This window comes from Bacillus sp. JNUCC-21 (assembly GCF_041222765.1).
Classification (GTDB): domain Bacteria; phylum Bacillota; class Bacilli; order Bacillales; family Bacillaceae; genus Bacillus; species Bacillus velezensis.
In genome coordinates, this window is record NZ_CP166019.1 from 3,341,157 (window position 1) to 3,356,933 (window position 15,777).

The window sequence follows — 15,777 nt, forward strand, 5'->3', positions numbered from 1 at the left end:
ACACAGCCGCCGGGAAAGATTGCGGCTGTGTGTTTTTATTTATCTTTCTTCTGTTTTTCACTCGGCAGCTGGACGGAAGGCGTCACACCTGACCCGCCGCTTCCGTTATAAAACTGCGGCACCTCTCCTTGAATCGCTTTAATGGAGACCGGAATATTATTTGTCACGACTGATGTCTTACTGGCAAACGGAATAATGACCTTCACTTTTATTTCCACAAAAATACTGATATCGATCAGGGCATTGTTAATGCCGTACGGCTTTATTTTTGTTTTCACATCAGTTAACGCATCACCGATCAGGTTAAAGCGCACGGGGATTTTCGGCCCCAGATTTCCGAGAATGCTGTTTCCCGTGACCTGCCCTAAGGGAATATCGATCATAATTTCATCGGCCGTTTTCGCGCCTTTTTCCGTTTCATGCTGCTTATTGTTCGACTCCGCTTCCTTCAGATGAGCCTGAAGCTGCTTTGTCACTTTCGCCTTCATACTGTTGACCATTTGTGTATTAAAATCCATCGTTGTGACTTTTCCGTTTTCATCCGTTTTCATATCGACCATATCTTTCACATTGTCGCTGTGAGACATGTATTCTTCAATGGATTCCGTAATGACCTCTGTCGCCACCCGTTTGGTTTCCATTTCTCCTATGTTCATCAGCACCGGTTTGATTGAGGAGTTGATCATCCAAAGGCTGATGACCGTCGATATGATAAAAAAAGCAAACGACAGAAGAAGCACATATCGAAAAGGCAAAGGCCCTCTCTTGCGAAGAGCGCTCCGGTATCTAGGCAAGAAAAATCCCCCCTTACATATCACAATGTATGCTTGTAAGAGGGGACATAGTATTTTATTTTCACTCTTAAAAAGTCCCGCTTTCACTCATTCGGGTGAAATGGAACGGCGGGCAGCTACATGACATTACGGCTGCTGCGCGAGCTTCCAGGCGAGCAGATCCCTTAAAAACTCCGGCATAAAGTATTGCTTTTCTTTTGAATCGCGGATGTAAGGGAACAGCTTTCCGAGTGTAAACATATCGAGAACGGCAACCGAGTATATCCGCTCCGGATCAATCTCTTCTCCGTTCACTTTCACATTGAGGAGATGCGTCACACCGTCTTCAAGAATGCCGGCCTCTGCCTCCGCTCCGGCATATACCATCCTGCCCATCACTTCCCCGCGGAAGCCGAGGCCTTTAATCCGCAGCTGCTCCATTTGTTCCGAGGCGGCCTGGCTGATTGTTTCCTGAAGTTCTCTGCCTGAAAGACGAACGGCCACCGGATTGATCGGATGAGGGCAGATACGGTGCAGATCAAGCTTTGTGACAGGCCCCTTCTGTAAAGGCCCCAAAATAACGCCTGAATTCACCATGCTGACTTCACAGCCGCACCAGCTTTTCAGCGCTTCGGCTAATAGAAGCGGGAGGGGCGATTCCTCAAACCACTTCACGCCGGCTTCTTCCTTCAGGTTGGCGACTTGTTCGGAGAGCAGGTTTTCCGCTTCCCGTTCTTTCTCTTTCAGAAAAGCCGCCGTATCTTCAGATTCCCCTTGCCAATCAGCCATTTTCTGTACAGACGCCTGTTTGCTGACAATGGTTCGTGATTCACTTTCTAATGTCAGCTCGACACAGCCGACATAGTTCCCGTATTTCTCCGCACATGCAAGCAATACACCGTTTATGTCTTGTCCGTCCTCAAGAAGGTGGTGCGTATGTGATTCAAGAATGACATCGATATCGGGAAATTTTTCCGCTGCGGCCCGGTCATCGATCAGGCCTAAATGAGAAAGCAGAATGATGATATCCGCTTTGCCCTTGATATCGTCAAGTGATTCTTGAATGCTTTTTTCCGCATCCGTCACCGTCCAGCCGAGTTTTTGATAGACGGGATAATACGGTACCGTGACGCCGAGTATGCCGGCGGTCATCCCGTTTTTCAGCGTTTTGATCACGTAGGGCTCGGCCCATTCCGGCCGCTGTCCGTCCGCGTCAAACAGGTTAGACACAATGACGGGAAACGCGGCATGGGTATATAAATCCGCCAGCTCATCGTGAGGCAGCGTAATTCCTTCATTATTCCCGACGGCAGCCGCATCGATCTCAAGCCGGTTTAACAAGTCGACATTCGCTTTGCCGAAGGTCGCTTCCGTTATCATTTGGAATCGGTCCATATGATCGCCGATGTCGAATACGAGTGTTTCCTCCCCGTCTTTTTCATGTTCATTTCTCTTCTGCTCAATATAATGTACGATTTTCGGCCAATTTTCGAAATGGCTGTGCAAATCATTCGTATGATATAAACGGAGCTTCTCTAACATACCATCTCTCCTACCTTTTAGCTGAATATCCCTTGATAAATCAATTCACAGCCGATCAAAATCAAGACGACCCGCATGAAAAGCACGATCGTTTTCGTCTGCACCCGCTTATTGACCCACGCGCCCATTTTGCCGCCGAACCACGCGCCCGGAACGAGGCACAGCGCATACAGCCAATTGACATGGCCCTCTGCGATATGTGACACGGAACCCGTCACGGAGGATAAGAAAATAATGAGCATTGACGTCGCCACAGCCACTTTCGGCGGGAACAAAAATAACAGCATCATGGCCGGAACCATAAGAGAGCCGCCGCCAATGCCGAAAAGACCGCCCAATAAACCGACGAAAAAGGCAATCACGATACCGGTGAAAATACGGTACGAATATGTATAAAGCTCACCCGATTCATCCTCATATGTCCGGATCATGCCTTTATGCGCTTTATTGACCGGTTTTGCTTTCGCCTTCAGCATTAATGTAATGGAAATCAAAATCATAAAAAGTCCGAACCAGACGGAAAACGTATGCGCATTAAAAAGTTTAGACAAATACGCGCCGATGATGCTTCCCGGGCCGGAACCGATAAAAAAGATCAGTCCGCTTTTGTAGTCAACGGTTTTATATTTCATATAGGCCAGAGTTGATGACAGGCCCGTAAAAATAATCACCAAAAGGGACGTGCCGATGGCAGTCTGCGGTGTTACGTCATGGAAAAACGGAGTCATCGTGCTTAAATAGAGCATTGCCGGCACGATAATAATTCCTCCCCCAAGCCCGATCAGGCTGCCGACCGTTCCCGCGATAAATCCCAATATAATCAAAATAAGATAAGACATGTGTCTTGAAACCTCTTTTCTAGCTGAATAGGTCGAGCTGCTTCGGAGCAAGCCCGGTATATGAGATATCTAACATTTCAAGCATCTCAAGCCCGTTATCGGCGGCGTCTCCGCCTGAGTTATTGTTGAAGAGCACATACAGATTGCGCGACTGTTTTTTCAGCTCCTGAAGATTGTTTTTCCAATCTTTGAGCTCCTGTTTGTTATAGCGGTATAAATACCTCACCTCACGCCAGTTTTGTCCGCCGTCTGGTTTGATCCAGCCCTGTTTGTTCCGTCCGTGAAAACGGACAAGCGTTTTTTCTTCATCCGTTGCTTTCAGGACGGTCGGAATGCTGCCCTCGCCGATTTGCGGCTCGTCACATATGCTGTGAATCCAGCCTTCCTCCTTCATAAAGGAAAGCGTCTGTTCATAAAATGGCGGGGAAAACCAAGACCGGTTGCGGAATTCAAGCGCGCACGGGATATCGCCCATCTGCTGCCTGCACCATCTTAAATATGCGACGTTTTCTTTCTTGCAGTCAAACCACGGCGGGAATTGGAACAGCACCATGGCAAGCTTTCCATGCTCTATATACGGCGATAATGACAGCTTAAACGCCTCAAACATTTCTTCCTTCGATTCATAGGGAATATCGCCGCGCTGATGGCCCGTCATTCCTTGATATGCCTTAATGACAAATTGAAAAGATTCCGGCGTCTCTTTGACCCATCTTTCGTTATTGCGGGCGGGCTGTATCGCGTAAAAGCTCGCGTCCAGCTCAACGATGGGAAAATGGGAGGAATACGCCTGCAGTTTTTGCGGGCCCGCTGTTTTAGGCGGATAGATGCTGTCATGATCCCCCCACCCCGTCAGTCCGATATAAATCACAATCCTTCACCTCTCACTCTAGTTTATCACAGGTGTTTTTCTCTTTCCGTTTCCATGTTTTTTCTGAATGCACTTTTCAGGAACCGGTACTGATGTTCATTGGTGTCCGAAAATGCCTCATCTCTGGAAGAAAGAATGTGCTGATAGACGATCGGCTCTGAAAACTGACCGCTCGTGAAATCATATATCTCCCCGTCTATTCGGTTATAAAAATGCCAGCTTGCGCCGGTTTTTGTTTTGAGAATGTCACCGCCGTAAACATCTTGGATGACTAAAGCCGTCACGCCGCACTGGCCTTTGGCCGGGCAATCTTCCGTCCATTTTGTACTAGTCTTGCGCGACCAGGATGCCGTTAATATGTTCAAGATTTGATCATACAATGTGTTTTACTCCTTTTTATAAAAAGATACCACGAGACCCGCTTTCCAAACGACAAAAAAAGCCGATTCTCATCAGAGAATCGGCTCCTTTATTTGAGAAGGCTTCAGGAATGTTCCGAAAGCCCCGCTCTGCTTACGGCCGCCATCCTGGTACACACAGCGCCCCTTGCTGTAGGTTGCAGCAATTCGGTATGGAAAGGTGCGGCCTTCATACAGGCTTTGCTTATGTTTGGAAAACATCGTTTCTTTTGTGACGGTAAAAGGTTCCGGCCGGACAATGGCAAAATCAGCGTCAAATCCTTCTTCAAGCAGGCCTTTATTCGTTAACCCGAAGCGCTTGGCCGGTGCTTCGGCCGTCCATCGGGCCACATGTTCAAACGGAATCCCATGATCGATCGCTAATTGAATCATGCCGAGAAGCGTAAATTGGCCTCCGCTGATCCCGCCCCACGACAGGAACATATTATCCTCGCGTTTCAAAGACGGATGACAGGGAGAATGATCCGAAGACACCATATCAATCAGGCCCTCTGCCAAAACCCCGATCAATTCCTCTTTATCAGCCTCTGAGCGGAGCGGCGGAGCGCATTTGGCGGCCGCCCCTTTTTTGAGGAAGTCTTCAAAGCTGAATAATAAGTAGTGCGGACACGTTTCAACGGTGACATCCAATCCGTCTTTTTTCGCCTGCTGAATGGAGAGCACGGCCCGTTTCGTGCTGATATGTACAAAATGAAGCGCGCATCCCGTCGCTCTTGCATATTCAATCGCCCGCTGCACAGCCTCGCATTCGGCCTCTTCCGGACGTGAGGAAGCGTAAGCTCGGGCATCAATTTTCCCTTGGAGCGCGTACTCGGCTTCAAGGAATCGGGTGAGGGCGTCGCTTTCTGCGTGCAGGGCCAAAATCTTGCCGCACGCCGCGGTTTCCTTCATTCCCTTTAAAAGAGTCCGTTCATCGGCTGATTGAAATTCATCCGTTCCCGACTTAGACAGAAACGCTTTAAACCCGATTGCCCCCGCTTCTGCCATCGGCCGGATATGTTCGGTATACCCGGGCATCAAACCGCCCCAAAGCGCAAAATCAACCGCTGACTTCCGTTCGGCGATTTCCGCCTTTGCCAGCAGGTTTTCAGCAGTTACCGTCGAAGGAATGCAGTTAAGCGGCATATCAAAATAAGCCGTACAGCCGCCGGCAGCCAGCATGTTTGAGCCGGTTTCAATGCCTTCCCATTCTTCTCGGCCGGGTTCATTGAAATGGACGTGACAATCGACCGCGCCCGGAAACACATACATGCCGTCCGCCTGCACCACTTGTTCCGCGTTTTCGTCAATGCCGGGTCCGATCAAGGCAATTTTCCCGTCCTTGACGGCGATATCAGCCCGCTCTGTTCCGCCTTTTCGCACAGCTTTCGCACCCTTTACAATTACGTCATAGGCCATTTTATCTTCCTCCCTGTAAGGATGACGATTTTTCTGTCAGTTTTTATCACAACATGCGTCTATGATTGCCAGTTTACTGCTACTATGATCGTAATACATCAGTAAAACCGCTATAATTTTTGATGATTTTTATTCATATTAACCAATGGTTGTCTTTAGAACCTGAAAGGAGACTGACTGATGAACATTTATGACGTGATGAAGATTCCCGCTTATGAGCGGGCCGCATTAATCGCAGGCAAATCCGGCGGCTGGAGGGAGGTGCAGCACGTCAACATGATGGATGCGCCGGACATCGCTGATTTTTTACATAAAAACGAATTGCTCGTCACGACGGCTTACCACTTGAAGGACCGCCCGCAGCTGTTGAAAGATTTGATCCGCCTCATGGCAAAACGGGGCTGCGCGGGACTGGGGATCAAAACGAAGCGTTATCTTAATGTCATTCCGAAAGATGCCGCGGAGCTTGCCGACCGGTATGAATTTCCGATTATTGAGCTGCCGGAAGACATCAGGCTCGGAGATATCGTCAACGCCACACTGAGCCATATTCTTGATATGCGTTCAAATGAGCTCCAGCAGGCCATTTACGCCCATAAAAAATTCACAAACCACATCATGAGCGGCAAAGGGCTGCAATCCCTGCTTAAGAAGCTCTCAGACATTCTCCGGCTTCCCGTGCTGCTTTTGGATCAGCATACAAAACTCTTATCATCGTCCCACCGCATACCCATTGACACGTCTTTATTGAAAAACATCTGTTATTCCCTTTCCGGGCCTTATTTCACCTGCTTTTCCATGCTGTCCGACAGAAAGGCGTATTCTGTCCTGCCGATTCTGAATGTTGAAAAAAACTGCGGTTATCTGGTGATACCGGAGCTGGTGCAGACCGCTGATAAAGGCATGATTTTGACTATTGAACAGGCGGCTAACGTCATTTCCTTTGAACTGCTGAAAGAAAATGCCGTCAAACAATTCAGCAGACGGGCGCGCAATGAATTTTTCAGCAATTTCATCGACCGCTCGTTTACCGGCCATGAAGAAATCAAAAGCCGCGCCAAAGAATTCCGGCTCCGCTGGGATCAGAAATACATGTGCATTTGCGGAAAGCTTGACCGAAATGAGAAAACGATCAGCTTTACCGAAAATCAGCTCGTTTCCGATCATGTATTTGATCTGCTTGAAGGGGAGCTGTCATCCTTTCCGTTTCCCCCTCATCTCTTTATTAAAGGAAATGTCGGTATTCTTTTAATTGAAGCGACAGACAGCTGGAATGAAATGCACGCGTCTGTCATCAGCTTTTTGGAGCAGTTTCAAAAGCAGGTCCGGACGCAGTTTAAACGGACTGTCTCCTTCGGCATCTCAAACATATGCCAAAAGCTGATCGACGTCCCTGACGCTTTTACTGAAGCTTCAGACGCCATTTCATCCGGGCATTTGTCCAGAAGCGCGGAGTTTATTCAAATCTATCATGCCAAAGACGTGCCGGAGCTGCTCCGCCTGCTTCCGGCGGAAGATGTGAAGAAGTTTTACGAAGCCACCCTCCAAAGCCTGGCCGAGCGGCAAAAGGAGGACCAGAGCCTGCTTCATACGCTGTCTGTTTATCTGGAGACCCACTGCCAGATTTCAGAAACGGCTAAGCGCCTGTACGTCCATCGAAATACGGTGATCTATCGTTTAGAAAAATGCGAGGAACTGCTCGGCAAAAGCTTAAAAGATCCGGAGACGACGATGCGCCTGCGGCTCGCGCTGAGAATGCAGCGGCTGATCGGTTAAGGAATCGTTAGAGACAGGGATGCGGTTGTTCTCCCGCATCCTATTTAAGGGGGATTCATTCAGCTTAATTCTCAAAAAATGCTGCCGTCAACATCTGCTTCCATTGACATCATCAGCCGTTAGTTATGATTTTCAGCAGACTCTAATCTAAACTAAAAAAGCCTTTCCCGAAGAAAAGGCTTTTGCTGTTCAAGTCTGAAAACGATCCGAAGCAGTTTGAAAGGTATCATGTGTTTTTTCCACTGTGTTCACACCCATTCCGCATACTAAAGATAACGACAGACCCAAAATAATGAAGATGCTTTTTTTAAAATTCATACAGGCATTCTCCTTCTTAGGTTTGATTACGATCAGACGAAACTTGATATGATCCATCAAATGAAACAGCCGATGTTGCTAGACCGACCCCTGACATTAAAACGACAGCCGACACAATGATAAATACGCCTTTTCTAAAATTCATACAGGCATTCTCCCCTCTGAATTTGTTTTTGCGTTTGAATCATTTTTTGATGATAAAAATAAGATTTGTCATATTGCTTTGACTCTGCATAAACAGCAGCCGTATCAAGAGCAATATCTTCTACATACGAATAGTTTTTATTTTTCTCAAGGTAATCAATTGTTTTTTTGATTCCCATTTGGTCTATTGCATTAATATATAAAGCCTCCAAATATTTTTGCAGAGATTCAAACAGCTTATCTCCTTGAAATATCGCTGATGAAAGTCCCTTTTTGCTGATTTGAATCGCCTCGCTTGTTTTCCCTTGTTTAAATAGAAGCTTTGCGTATGTAAACAAGGAATGTGGAAGGTTACCCAATTTATACTTTTCAGATATCTCCGCTGCTTTTTTTAAGTAGATTTCAGCTTTACTGTATTCTTCTAAGTCTCCGTAATTCTTTCCTATGTTGTAATAAGCAGAACTGAGCAGCCTTTCATTATTGTTTACTTGTTTCGACAACTCTAAAGCTTTTTCTAAATGCGGCAAGCTTTTTTCATAACGTTTAAAGTCTACATAGTTCCCTGATACGACAAATAGACATTGAATTTTCCGGACCTTATACAACTCATACTGATCGTAAATATCGAGCGCTTGCTTTACGTGATGCATAGAGACGTGGCTTTGTTTCATACCGTAATATGCTTCAGCCAGTTTAAAATGAAACTCCGCTCTCTCAATTTCATCATGCACATGAACGAGTTGTTTTTCAGCCTCTCTATAAAAGCCGATCGCCTTTACATACTGCTTTTGATCAAATTCATACATGCCGCGGAAAAATAAAGAATAATAGCACAGCAGGCCGGAAATTCCTTTATTTGATGCTTCGATTTTTTCCAACAGCTCGTCAATTGTCGGTCTCACACGGGTAGTCACCGGTTCTAAATAATCCAGCATGAGCTGATGGCGGAATTTCATGAGGGTGTAGTAAATCAGTAGATATTCGTCTTCTTCCATCTCATTTATTTCTTGTTCCACTTCCGCTTTCAAAATCTCCGCATCCGGAACACTGAACTGACGTATCATTTTGTACCATTCATTAATCTTAACGCCAACCTCCGATGATGGTAAAACAGAACTCACAAGGCCACTCCTCCTTTTATATAATATTCTAACATTTCCAAAATTATGTATGTCCGCAATAAAACCGCAAAATTTCATTCGTCTTGATCATAAATCTTGGTTTGAGTTTTAAGTCTACAACAAAAAAAGCAGTCCCTATGCAGCCTGCTTTTTTTTGAGAAATTTATCTAAGATGAACATAAATAATGTGAATAATAGAGACATTATCAACATGTCTAGTATAGTTACATTAGAATTTTCTTTTACTAAGAAGAACCAGAGAAGCTGTAAAACGAAAGAAATCACAAAATACAATATGTACCTGATACTATTCATGTCAATCCATCCCTTCGCTTATCTTATTGCCCTTTACATGGTAACCTGAACCATGCTGGAATCTCCCGGTAATGATGAGTATAATATATGCAGAATGTAACTGGAGCTGATCTAATCATCTCAACTTATTTTAAAATTTCAAAACGTGCAATTTCCCACTCTTTTTTTGCTTTTAGCGAGATTGTTTTTACCTTTTTGCCTGATTTCAAATCATAAGACGTGATATCTCCAAGCTTGTTATCACGCTGGATATCAAAGTTTTTGAGTAAAACATACATCTCTCTGTCATTGAATTGAACATCATTCATTAATTTGTTATCATCCCCAGCATAAAAATCAAAAGATTTTTTCTTACCCATTTTTTTATCAAACACCTGCAGCTTCCCAGCAAAAGAAACAGCTAAGATGCTATCTTTTAATATTTTCAATTTTGCAAGATGAAACCCTTTCTCCATCTCGACTTCTTTTTTTACCTTAAGAGTCTCTCTGTCTATTAATATGAGCTTAGAATTCTCTTTCTCATTCACGTTATCATTAACTGCCAGTACAAATGTATTTTCATCTAGAGCTTGGAATGCATCCTTTTCATCCATGAAGTATATCCCTTTATTCGGTATGGATGCCTTGTTCTCTTGCTTATTTGTCTCTGGGTTGATTGAAATGACGGACATACTTTCTTCATCACTTGAAATGACATAAATTTTATTTTTGACGGCTATTGATGATCCAAGTTCTCCGTCAAGCTTTATTTGTTTCTTGTTTTTTCGGCTGTTCCCCTTCCAATATACCAGTTCACTTTCCAGCCCTTTGTCTGTATATCCAACGTTAATGTCATGGATGATATAACCGTCAGAACTATTTATAAAGAAAGCACCTTCATCCTCAGTTGTTTTTGACAAACTCTTTTCATTTATTTTGTTTATTTTTCCGGTTTTATTGTCTATCATCAAGTGATTATTGCTTCTATTTGATAGAAAGAACGTATTATTTTTGTTATGTGAAGACATCGTGAAATTTATACCATCTTTCAATTCCAAGCTATCCATTTTAATACCATCTTCACCGTAAACCCCAATCTCACTTCCCCTATCTAAAGTGTTAGAAAAACCAACAATAAATTTTGCATTGTCAATATCCTTTAATACAGTCTTTTGATTGCTGCTTCTTTCCTCTTTTTCATTCCCAGTTGGGATGAGACCGCAAGAGGTTGTGACGATCAGTATGCAAATGAAAATAAACAGGGTTTTAAGTCTACTCATTTTTTTCCTCCCTATGAGATAGCAAAAAGCCTCCGGATACACGGAGGCTTTGATTCTTATCCTTGCTGCGTGAACGGCCGGGTCTGTGTCTTTTTGCCCCAGCCAAGCGCGGCCAGAAAACTGATGGCGAGAATGGCCGCTCCCAGCATATACGGAAATTCCATATTTACGTCAAAGAGAAAACCGGCGGCTGACGGTCCGGCGATATTCGCTAAGCTGATGAATGAGGTGTTCATCCCTCCGGCAAACCCCTGCTGGTCACCGGCGAGCTTCGACAGCATCGTATTAACCGCCGGCCGGAGCAGCGATGTCAGCGTCAGGAAAAAGATTGCCGCGGCAAAAACGGCCCAATATGAACCCGCAAACCGGCACCACACAAGTCCTGCAGCAGCCCCGATCAACGTCACGTTAATGACGCGCTTTTCCCCGAACCTGCGGACGAGATAACTGACGCCGACCGCCTGCACAAACACGCCGATGAGACCCGCAGCCGTAATAATAAAGGCAATATCAGAGGCTTTAAATCCGTGTTTATGATCAACGTAAAGGCCGAAAACGGATTCAAAGTTCATAATTCCGAAGTTCAGCACAAAAACCAGAATCAGCATAAACGCGAACGGCGACTTGAGCGCGCGTGACATTTGCTTAAACAGATGCTCACGTTTTTCCGTTTTTGCCCGGGCTTCCAGCTGCTTTTCACGTCCCAGCGTTTCAGGCAGAAAGAAAAATGAAAGCACCGTTGAAAAGCAGGCGAGACTTGCAGACACGATGAACGGCACAGACATGCCGTAATGAACCAAATAGCCTCCGACACCGGGCCCGATGACGACACCGAGCGTCATCGCCGCGCTGAACAGCCCCATTCCTTTCCCGCGTTCTTCTTCGGTCGTAATATCCGCTATGTAAGCGAACATTGACGGCATTAAAAACGCCGCGCCCATTCCGCCCAAAAGGCGGGATGCGAACAATTGCCATAGGCTTCCGGCAAAAGCGAAGATCAATTGTGACACGGCAAAGGCGGCGATGCCGAAAATAATCAGTTTCCGCCGTCCGTATTTGTCGGTTATTTCCCCGGCAATAGGCGCAAATAAAAGCTGTGTAAGCCCCGCCGCCGCAACAAGCAGACCCATCGTGCTCCCCGTCGCTCCGAATTCGGTAATATATGCGGGCATAATCGGAATAATCAATCCGATTCCAAGCATCGCAATAAACATATTCAGCATTAAAATTGACAATCGGCCCATGTACGCCATGATTTCTTACCTTCTCCCCAGACAAACAGATGATCATTCCATATTTGTCATTTTTTATACCATTCAGTATAACGGGGAAAAGGGAAAAAAGTCCAGATGATTTCAATCTCGTTTTCAAGTCTCATGACAGCACACCGGTTTCAGCCGGCAGATCATATATGTTAAGGGCCGCCTGCAGCGCTTCACCGGCTTTAACGGCAACTCCGTGTCTGATCAGAACCGCTTCAAGTCCGGCCAGCACAAACAGTACATTTTCCTTTCTGCAGCTGTAGCCCATCGTTCCGATTCGCCAAATTTTCCCCTGCAACGGACCGAACGAGCTGGCGATTTCAATTCCGAATTGAGACAAAAGCATCCTTCTGATCGATTCGCCGTCTGCTTCCGGCGGAATCTGCACACATGTGACGACAGGCAGCTTCGCCTCCGGATCGCCGAATAAATCAAGGCCCATCGCTGCAAGTCCCGCCGTAAGCGCTTTTTCATGATGCTGATGCCTGCGGAACCGTTCTTCAAGTCCTTCTTCCAAGACAAGACGCACACCCTCCCGCAGCGCATAAAGCATTGCTGTCGCTTCTGTATGGTGATTCAACCTTCTTTCACTCCAATAATCTTCGAGCTGGCTCAGATCAAAATAGTTGCTCGTAACCGGCCGATGACCGGACAGCCTTTTGCCGTCAGCTGCCGTCGCAATGCCCCGTTCTACCTTTTTACGCGCGGCAATGACAGCTGCCGTCCGGTCATTATAAGTAATCGGCGCCATTCCGGAGGGGACCGATAGGCATTTTTGCGTTCCCCCGATGACTGCGTCAATCTTCCATTCATCCGTTTTTACGGGGCAGCCTCCGATCGTGGCCACGGCATCCACGATAAAGAGTGCATCTTGGGCGCGGCACGCTTCCCCGATTTCTTTCAGCGGGTGAATCCGCCCCGTTGATGTTTCTCCGTGCACCATAGCGACGATTTTCGGGGAAATCTTTTCCATCTCGCTGATAATCTCTTCAGGCCGGAAGACCGTTCCCCATTCACACTCGATCGTATGAACGTCCGCTCCGTACCGCTCGGCGATTTCAGTCAGCAGGTATCCGAAGCGTCCGTATATCGGAACGAGCACGCTGTCGCCCGGTTCTATCACACTTGCGAGAACAGCCTCAATCCCCGCTCTTGATGTACCGTCAATTGGATAGGCCCAGCGGTTTTCCGTTTGAAACAATTCACGGAGCATTTGCATCGTTTCGTTCATGATGCCGGTAAATGCCGGGTCAAACTGGCCGATGATCGGAGCGCCCATCGCCCTCAGCACTCTCGGTTCAGCTTCTGTCGGTCCCGGTGTCATAATGGTTCTTTGCGGAATGCACAATTCTTTTCTGGTCGGCACGCCGATTCCCCCTTTACGTTAATAGGCAAGTTTATGTAATACATTCGCCAGCGTAAGGACGCCGGTTTCAAGCTGATGTGCGGGTGTGAATTCAAGCGGCGAGTGGCTGATCCCGCCACGGCTCGGCACAAACAGCATGCAGGCCGGAAAGGTTCTGCCGAGCATCTGGGCGTCATGTCCCGCTCCGCTTACGATTTTCTCCGGGTCCGCCCCCTGCTCTTTTGCAGCCTCTGCTGCGGTTCGTGTCAGGGTCTGATCCATTTGAACCGGCTCTATCCTCATATATTCATCAATAACGGGCCTGACTCCTTTGCTGCGGCTGATGTTTTCAACAATCGATACCAGTTTCTGATGGAAGGCTGCCAGCACGTCTTCCTCCGGGTGGCGAATATCAACGGAAAACTGGATACGGCCCGGAATGACATTCGCCATATTCGGTTCAACCGTCATTTTCCCGCACGTCAGGCGGAGCTCTTCCGGCTGTCTTTCCGCTGAGAGCATCAGTTCGTGGATAATGCTGCTTCCCGCCGCGAGCGGGTCTTTCCGCCATTTCATTGAAGTGGTGCCGGCATGGTTGCATTCACCGTCAAGCGTAACGGTATAGCGTCTCTGTCCGGCAATCCCGGTGACAATCCCGATATCCCTTCCCGATCGTTCAAGCGTTTGCCCCTGTTCAATATGTATTTCCAGAAAGGCACTAATATCAGTGCGCAGCGGTGCTGGATAACGGCCTGCACCGAAGCCGTTCTGCCGCATGGCTTCTTTCAGAGAAATGCCGGACGCGTCTTTCGGCGTTTCCGCATCTGAAAGCGAGAAAGCACCGGTGATATTGCCTGAGCCCCAATAGGTGATGGGAAAACGGCTCCCTTCCTCTTCACAGAGCGACACAGCCTCCAGCGTTTTTTTCGGACGCCCGCACGTCTCATGCAAATGCCGGATCGCCAGCATGCCCGCCAGCACTCCGAACGCACCGTCATATTTGCCGCCGTCAATAACGGTGTCAATATGCGACCCGGTCAGAATCACCTCATCAGGTGATTCTGTGCCGTCCAAACGGCCGAACACGTTTCCGACATCGTCAAATGCCGTTTCCAGCCCGAACGCCTCCATTTTCTTTTTGACGGCAAGCTGGGCGTCCATCCATTCTTTCGTATATAAAAGCCTCGTCACTCCGCCGGAAGCGGAAGCGCCGAATTGAGACAGCCATTGTATGTCATCGGAAATCCCGATATTCGCCGCCGAAAGCTGCTGATGTTCCATACACGCCCTCCTTTTAAACTGAAAAACTGACAAGATGATCTTCATTATAGAAGGAGCGCATAACGAGTTCATTATCATATCCTCTAAAAAATCAATGATTTTCCGGATACTTTGACCAATAAGTCGAAGGAACCATTTTTCAAAAAAGATAGAATATTAGATTTACTTTTTGGATAATAGAGGTAAAGGAGGGCAAGTCATGACAAAAAAACTTTGGTTTCTGCCGATTGTCTGCCTGTTTTTCATTTTTGGATGGGCCGCGCCGTCAGCCTCTGCGGGCGCGCCGGCTGACACGAATCTGTACAGCCGGATGGCGGTTTCAACTGCCGGCGGCACAACTCTTTTTCCGCAAACTGCCTCAGCTGTCATCACTCCGTCTGCGGATACGGACACATATTACAAAGAAGCTTCCGGAAAAAGCGGAACGGCCTTAAAGAGCGCCCTGCACCGTATCATCAGCGGACATACAAAGCTGTCTTACAGCCAAGTATGGAATGCATTGAAGGAAACTGACGAAGATCCGGCAAATCCGAACAATGTCATCTTGCTCTACACCCAGGAATCACGGGCCAAAAGTAAAAACGGAGGCAGCGTCGGGGACTGGAACCGCGAACACGTGTGGGCAAAGTCACACGGAAACTTCGGAACAGCTGCCGGCCCCGGGACGGACATTCATCATCTGCGCCCTGCAGACGTCCAGGTGAACAGTGCCAGAGGAAACATGGATTTTGATAACGGCGGCTCAGAATACCCGAAAGCACCGGGCAATTATTACGACGGCGATTCCTGGGAGCCGCGCGATGAGGTTAAAGGAGATGTCGCCCGCATGCTGTTTTACATGGCGGTGCGTTATGAAGGAGACGACGGGTATCCTGACCTTGAGCTGAATGATAAAACCGGAAACGGCTCAGCTCCTTACATGGGAAAACTGTCCGTTTTGCTCAAATGGAATCAACAAGACCCCGTCGACAGTAAGGAAAAACGGCGGAACGAAATCATTTACGAAGACTATCAGCATAACCGCAATCCGTTTATCGACCATCCGGAATGGGCGGATGAAATCTGGTAATCGTATCATAAGAAGTGATAAGGGAGCCCCGATCATCAGGCTCCC

14 protein-coding genes are annotated in these 15,777 nt (G+C 47.1%); 2 read left to right on the forward strand and 12 right to left on the reverse strand.

The features are described 5' to 3' along the window. Positions 1-35: 35 nt before the first annotated feature. The 6 genes from yunB to JNUCC21_RS16990 form a co-directional block, all read right to left on the reverse strand. Complete coding sequence (gene yunB / locus JNUCC21_RS16965; RefSeq protein WP_020954305.1) at positions 36-794, reverse strand: sporulation protein YunB; 759 nt, start codon at positions 792-794, stop codon at positions 36-38. Between the two features lie 126 nt (positions 795-920). Beyond that, positions 921-2,315, reverse strand: a complete 1,395-nt coding sequence (locus JNUCC21_RS16970) for a bifunctional UDP-sugar hydrolase/5'-nucleotidase (protein ID WP_150941386.1) — start codon at positions 2,313-2,315, stop codon at positions 921-923. A 17-nt stretch (positions 2,316-2,332) separates the two neighbouring features. After that, positions 2,333-3,154, reverse strand: a complete 822-nt coding sequence (locus JNUCC21_RS16975) for a sulfite exporter TauE/SafE family protein (protein ID WP_007613562.1) — start codon at positions 3,152-3,154, stop codon at positions 2,333-2,335. A gap of 19 nt (positions 3,155-3,173) precedes the next feature. After that, positions 3,174-4,025 (reverse strand): DUF72 domain-containing protein, encoded by an 852-nt coding sequence (locus JNUCC21_RS16980; RefSeq protein WP_025285218.1) that lies wholly within the window; start codon positions 4,023-4,025, stop codon positions 3,174-3,176. 26 nt (positions 4,026-4,051) lie between these two features. Next, positions 4,052-4,405: a hypothetical protein gene (locus JNUCC21_RS16985; protein ID WP_015240516.1), complete on the reverse strand. Its 354-nt coding sequence runs from the start codon at positions 4,403-4,405 to the stop codon at positions 4,052-4,054. A 72-nt stretch (positions 4,406-4,477) separates the two neighbouring features. After that, positions 4,478-5,842, reverse strand: a complete 1,365-nt coding sequence (locus tag JNUCC21_RS16990; protein WP_015240517.1) for an allantoinase — start codon at positions 5,840-5,842, stop codon at positions 4,478-4,480. Between the two features lie 180 nt (positions 5,843-6,022). On the opposite strand from JNUCC21_RS16990, the gene JNUCC21_RS16995 reads away from it, so the two are divergent. Then, positions 6,023-7,618 (forward strand): PucR family transcriptional regulator, encoded by a 1,596-nt coding sequence (locus JNUCC21_RS16995; RefSeq protein ID WP_150941387.1) that lies wholly within the window; start codon positions 6,023-6,025, stop codon positions 7,616-7,618. Positions 7,619-8,070: 452 nt separating this feature from the next. Here the strand turns inward: JNUCC21_RS16995 and JNUCC21_RS17000 are convergent, their stop codons facing one another. The 6 genes from JNUCC21_RS17000 to allC all read right to left on the reverse strand — a co-directional run bounded on the left by JNUCC21_RS17000 (position 8,071) and on the right by allC (position 14,663). Then, entirely contained in the window at positions 8,071-9,201 is a 1,131-nt protein-coding gene (locus JNUCC21_RS17000; protein ID WP_043020734.1) for a Rap family tetratricopeptide repeat protein, read from the reverse strand. A gap of 135 nt (positions 9,202-9,336) precedes the next feature. Then, a complete protein-coding gene (locus JNUCC21_RS17005; RefSeq protein ID WP_007410112.1) occupies positions 9,337-9,516 on the reverse strand; it encodes a hypothetical protein in 180 nt (59 codons plus the stop codon). Between the two features lie 125 nt (positions 9,517-9,641). Then, positions 9,642-10,775, reverse strand: coding sequence for a hypothetical protein (locus tag JNUCC21_RS17010; RefSeq protein WP_369878353.1), 1,134 nt, complete (start codon positions 10,773-10,775; stop codon positions 9,642-9,644). A 56-nt stretch (positions 10,776-10,831) separates the two neighbouring features. Further along, a complete protein-coding gene (locus JNUCC21_RS17015) occupies positions 10,832-12,028 on the reverse strand; it encodes a tetracycline resistance MFS efflux pump (protein WP_007410110.1) in 1,197 nt (398 codons plus the stop codon). A 121-nt stretch (positions 12,029-12,149) separates the two neighbouring features. Beyond that, positions 12,150-13,361, reverse strand: coding sequence for an alanine--glyoxylate aminotransferase family protein (locus JNUCC21_RS17020; protein WP_369878834.1), 1,212 nt, complete (start codon positions 13,359-13,361; stop codon positions 12,150-12,152). 60 nt (positions 13,362-13,421) lie between these two features. Continuing rightward, positions 13,422-14,663, reverse strand: a complete 1,242-nt coding sequence (gene allC, locus JNUCC21_RS17025) for an allantoate deiminase (RefSeq protein ID WP_094031259.1) — start codon at positions 14,661-14,663, stop codon at positions 13,422-13,424. Positions 14,664-14,862: 199 nt separating this feature from the next. On the opposite strand from allC, the gene JNUCC21_RS17030 reads away from it, so the two are divergent. Further along, on the forward strand, positions 14,863-15,732 hold the full coding sequence (locus JNUCC21_RS17030; RefSeq protein WP_007410107.1) for an endonuclease I family protein: 870 nt from the start codon (positions 14,863-14,865) through the stop codon (positions 15,730-15,732). The last annotated feature ends 45 nt before the right edge of the window (positions 15,733-15,777 follow it).